This is a genomic window from Brevundimonas sp., assembly GCF_036399195.1.
In the GTDB taxonomy this organism is placed as follows: Bacteria; Pseudomonadota; Alphaproteobacteria; order Caulobacterales; family Caulobacteraceae; genus Brevundimonas.
Genome location: NZ_DASWNO010000005.1, coordinates 1 through 4,406 on the forward strand (window position 1 = coordinate 1; position 4,406 = coordinate 4,406).

Genomic DNA, 4,406 nt, shown 5'->3' on the forward strand with positions numbered 1-4,406 from the left:
TCCACCACGACGTCGGCGCGGACGCCGCCCGCAAGCATGCGCCGGGTGATCCGCTCGAAATACTGGATGAAGCGCGCCAGCCGCTCGCGTTCCGCCTGGGGCAGCCTGTCAGGCCGGACTCCGAGCAGGTCCGCCTCCTGCTGGCTGCGCCAGTCCAGGACGACGTCGAAGCCCGGCGCCTTGAGGAACAGGATGGCGTCGAAACGATCGGCGAAGGCCGCGTACGAACCACCGACGAAGCCGTTCACGGCGCGGCGCCAGTCTCCGGAGGGGTCTTCGTCGCGCTCCAGCGCATTGACCGGCTCGGCGAGGTCGGCCTCGTCCTCGGGCAGGGCGCCGAGACACCAGGCGTCGATCAGGATGGCGCGCGGCCGTCCCTCGAAGACGCGCCAGTCGCGGATGGGCCGTCGGTCGTCGCCTCGCTTGTCGAAGTCGGGAAGGAGGGTCTTGTCGTCCGGCCGCGCCGTGGCGAGCGCCTTGATCAGACGCGCCAGCATGCGGAGGTCGTGCGTGCCCGGCGGTCCGCGCGTCAGGAACAGCGGGTGGACCTCCTCCGCCATCGCCTCGCGCCGGGCGCGGGTCAGATAGACGTCGTCGATCGAGATCTGCACCCCGCCGAAGGTCTCGGCGGCGGCGCGGGCGAGGGTGGTCTTGCCCGACCCCTGGGCGCCCACGATGGCGATGACGGGAGGCCCCACGCCGGCCTTCGGGCCAGCCTCGATCAGGCGGCCGACCAGATCGACGAGCCGGGGATCCGCCGGGCTCGGGCGGCCGGTCAGTGCTGGCTCTCGGGCAGGCGGACGATCAGGCCATCGAGATCGTCCGAGACCCGAATTTGGCACGACAGCCGGCTGTTCGGCTGGACGTTCTCGGCGAAGTCCAGCATCGACTCCTCCATGGCCGAGGCGCGGCCCGTCTCGGCGGCGAAGGCCTCGTCGACGTAGACATGGCAGGTGGCGCAGGCGCAGGCGCCGCCGCAGTCCGCGTCGATGCCCGGCACGTTGTTGCGGATCGCGCCCTCCATGACGGAGAGGCCGTTCTTGACGTCGACCGAATGCTCGCGGCCGTCGTGCTCGATGTAGGTAATCTTCGCCATCGCACCGCTCTTAGCGCGCAAATCGGCGCTGGCAATGCGGAACGATGCCCCGGGCTCGCGGTTCGCCGGTTCATGAAGATACATCATCTGAACTGCGGCACCGATTGCCCCTTCGGCGGGGCGCTGATGGATGGGCGCAGCAAGGGCCCGCTGGCGCGGCTGGTCTGCCACTGCCTGCTGGTCGAAACGTCGTCGTCGGGGCTGGTGCTGATCGACACCGGCTACGGCATGAAGGACGTGCATGAGCCGCACCCGCGCATCAGCCGGGTCATGCGCGGCCTGCTGAACATCCGGCTGCGCGAACAGGAGACGGCGCTGCGGCAGGTCGAGGCGCTGGGCTATTCGGCGCGCGACGTTCGGCACATCGTCCTGACCCACCTCGACTTCGACCACGCGGGCGGGCTGGAGGACTTTCCGCAGGCGAAGGTCCACCTGACCCGGGCGGAGCTGTCGGCGGCGCAGCGGCGGGACGGCGGGATCGCCTCGAAGAAACGGTATCGGCCCATGCAGTTGGACGCCGTGCAGGGTTGGCGGGACTATGAGGCGTCGAGCGGCGAAGGGTGGTTCGGTTTCGATGCGGTCCGTGATCTGGAGGGCCTGCCGCCCGAGATCCTGCTGATCCCGCTGAGGGGGCACACCTGGGGCCACGCGGGGGTAGCGGTGCAGGCCGAGGGCGGCTGGCTGCTGCACGCCGGAGACGCCTACTTCCACCGCGACGAGGTGCGGCGTCCGGATCGGCGCTGCACCCCCGGCCTGAGGTTGTACCAGAACCTGATGGAGGTCGAGCGCGAGGCGCGGCTGGCCAACCAGCAGCGGCTGCGCGAGCTGTCGCTGGACCGGTCCGCCGGCGTGCGGATGATCTGCGCGCACGACGCGGTGGAGTACGAGCGGTGCGCCGCCGGCGCGCCGCTCGTCTGATCCCCTAAGTCAGTGCCCGGCGTGACCCCCGCCGCCGCTGCGCTGCATGGCGGTGATCTCGTTGTAGTGGCGGGCCACGATCGGCACGGCGGCGGTCGCGGCGGTCTTCAGCTCGGGCGTGTCGCCGTTGCGCGAATAGCTGGTGTGCAGGGTCAGCGCCTCCTGGTGGGCCATGACCTGCTGCTGCATGTAGAGGCTGTCGCGGGCGGCGCCCTGGGCCGACTGCAGCTGACGGATCATGTCCGCCTTGCGCGTGTCCAGCGCCGGCGCCGGCGGCGTCATGCCGGCGGCCTGGGCGGCGCGTGTGAGGGCCGCCGTGGTCATGGTGTGGTGCTCGACCATCATCCCGGCGAAGCGACGCAGGTCGGCGTTGGCGGACTGCATCACCAGCTGGCTGGACTGAATCTCGTACAGGTCGCTGGCCGCGGCCATGCGGGTGTACTCTGCAGCCGAGGGGGCGGGCTGGTCCATCGCGGCGGTGGCGACCGCGGCGGCTTCCCCGGTCGGCATGGAACTGCAGGCGGACATGAGCGCGGCGGCGGCCGCGCACAGAATGAGGCGTTTCATCGAATGGCTCCTGAGGGCGCGTTGATGCGCCACCGGCCAACCGACTGAGGCGGGGGGCGTTCCTGTGCCGCCTGCCCGACTCTGGAGCCCTAGGCCGCCTCGGTCTTCTTCCGCGACGGCGAGACCATCAGCTTCTTGGTCTCGGCGATGGCCTTGGCCGGGTTCAGACCCTTGGGGCACACCTGGGCGCAGTTCATGATGGTGTGACAGCGGTAGAGCTTGAACGGGTCCTCGAGGTCGTCGAGCCGCTTGTCGGTGGCGTCGTCGCGGCTGTCGGCGATCCAGCGGTAGGACTGAAGCAGCGCCGCAGGGCCCAGATATTCCGTCTGGTTCCACCAGTAGCTCGGGCAGGACGTCGAGCAGCAGGCGCACAGGATGCACTCGTACAGGCCGTCGAGCTTGGATCGCTCCTCAGGCGTCTGCAGCCGTTCCGTCTCGGGGTCGGGGTCGTCGGACTGGAGGTAGGGCTGGATCGAGTCGTACTGGGCGTAGAACAGCGACAAGTCCGTCACCAGGTCCTTGACCACCGCCTGGTGCGGCAGCGGGGCGATGGCGATGGTCGAGGACGAGCACTCCTCCCAGCCCTTGGTGCAGGCGAGGGTGTTGCGCCCGTCGATGTTCATCGAGCACGAGCCGCAGATGCCCTCGCGGCACGAGCGGCGGAAGGTCAGGGTCGGGTCGATCTCGTTCTTGATGTGGATCAGGGCGTCCAGCAGCATCGGCCCGTGGTCGTCCGCCGAGATCTCGAACACGTCCCAGCGGGGATCGGCGTCCACCTCGGGGTCGTAGCGGTAGACCTTGTAGGTCTTGACGTTCTTCGCGCCGGCGGGGGCCTTGTAGACCTTGCCGGTGGTGGGCTTGGAGCCCTTGGGGAGGGTGAGCTGGACCATCTTCAGTACACCCGCGTCTTGGGCTCGATGTAGGCGATGTCGTTCGACATCGTGTAGTTGTGGACCGGGCGGTAGTCGATCTTGACCGCCTCGCCAGGGATCTTCCACGACAGGGTGTGCTTCATCCAGTTGACGTCGTCGCGGTCGGGGAAGTCCTCGCGGGCGTGGGCGCCCCGGCTCTCGGTGCGATTCAGCGCGCTCTCGATGGTGACCAGCGCCTGATCGATCAGGTTGTCGTACTCCAGCGTCTCGACCAGATCGGTGTTCCAGATCAGGCCGCGGTCGGTGGTGCGGATGTCGGCGCCCCCGGCGTGAATGGCGCGCAGCTTGGCCGTCCCCTCCTCCAGCGTCTTGCCGGTGCGGAACACCGCCGCGTCGGACTGCATGGCGCGCTGCATGTCGATGCGCAGCTTCGAGGTCGGGGTCGAACCATTGGCGTGGCGGAAGCGGTCGAGCCGGGCCAGGTGGGCGTCGGTGGCCGAGCCGGGAGCGGCGGGCACGGCCGAGGCCTTGTCCACCACCTCGCCGCAGCGCAGGCCGGCGGCGCGGCCGAACACCACCAGATCGGTCAGGCTGTTGGAGCCCAGGCGGTTGGCCCCGTGCACCGAGACGCAGGCCGCCTCGCCCACCGCCATCAGGCCGGGCACGACGGAGTCCGCATTGTCGCCGACCTTGGTCAGGACCTCGCCGTGATAGTTCGTGGGGATGCCGCCCATGTTGTAGTGCACCGTCGGCAGCACCGGGATCGGCGCCTTGGTCACATCGACTCCGGCGAAGATCTTGGCGCTCTCGGAAATGCCGGGCAGGCGCTGGTGCAGGATGGCCGGGTCGAGGTGGTCGAGGTGCAGGTGGATGTGGTCCTTGTTCGGACCCACGCCGCGGCCTTCGCGGATTTCGATGGTCATGGAGCGGCTGACCATGTCGCGCGGCGCCAG

Annotated in this window: 6 protein-coding genes; 1 reads left to right on the plus strand and 5 read right to left on the minus strand. The window is 69.3% G+C overall.

Translation table 11 applies throughout. The features are described from left to right. Both VGB60_RS00475 and VGB60_RS00480 read right to left on the minus strand, forming a co-directional pair. Nucleotides 1-698: kinase (locus VGB60_RS00475; RefSeq protein WP_331036330.1), on the minus strand; the 698-nt coding region annotated here is incomplete at its 3' end. A gap of 77 nt (nucleotides 699-775) precedes the next feature. Then, nucleotides 776-1,096, minus strand: coding sequence for a 2Fe-2S iron-sulfur cluster-binding protein (locus VGB60_RS00480; protein ID WP_331036331.1), 321 nt, complete (start codon nucleotides 1,094-1,096; stop codon nucleotides 776-778). A 72-nt stretch (nucleotides 1,097-1,168) separates the two neighbouring features. Here VGB60_RS00480 and VGB60_RS00485 point away from each other — a divergent pair, with 72 nt between their 5' ends. After that, nucleotides 1,169-2,014: an MBL fold metallo-hydrolase gene (locus VGB60_RS00485; protein ID WP_331036332.1), complete on the plus strand. Its 846-nt coding sequence runs from the start codon at nucleotides 1,169-1,171 to the stop codon at nucleotides 2,012-2,014. Nucleotides 2,015-2,023: 9 nt separating this feature from the next. Here VGB60_RS00485 and VGB60_RS00490 read toward each other — a convergent pair whose 3' ends face one another. The 3 genes from VGB60_RS00490 to VGB60_RS00500 all read right to left on the minus strand — a co-directional run. Next, a complete protein-coding gene (locus VGB60_RS00490; protein WP_331036333.1) occupies nucleotides 2,024-2,581 on the minus strand; it encodes a DUF4142 domain-containing protein in 558 nt (185 codons plus the stop codon). 89 nt (nucleotides 2,582-2,670) lie between these two features. Beyond that, nucleotides 2,671-3,471, minus strand: coding sequence for a succinate dehydrogenase iron-sulfur subunit (locus VGB60_RS00495; RefSeq protein ID WP_331036334.1), 801 nt, complete (start codon nucleotides 3,469-3,471; stop codon nucleotides 2,671-2,673). A 2-nt stretch (nucleotides 3,472-3,473) separates the two neighbouring features. Further along, nucleotides 3,474-4,406, minus strand: a 933-nt coding sequence (locus tag VGB60_RS00500; protein WP_331036335.1) for an FAD-binding protein, incomplete at its 5' end; no start/stop codon positions are given.

Coding starts and splice junctions, on each gene's coding strand:
- VGB60_RS00480 (WP_331036331.1), bottom strand. CDS start 1,096: ATGGCGAAGATTACCTACATCGAGCACGACGGCCGCGAGCATTCGGTC.
- VGB60_RS00485 (WP_331036332.1), top strand. CDS start 1,169: ATGAAGATACATCATCTGAACTGCGGCACCGATTGCCCCTTCGGCGGG.
- VGB60_RS00490 (WP_331036333.1), bottom strand. CDS start 2,581: ATGAAACGCCTCATTCTGTGCGCGGCCGCCGCCGCGCTCATGTCCGCC.
- VGB60_RS00495 (WP_331036334.1), bottom strand. CDS start 3,471: ATGGTCCAGCTCACCCTCCCCAAGGGCTCCAAGCCCACCACCGGCAAG.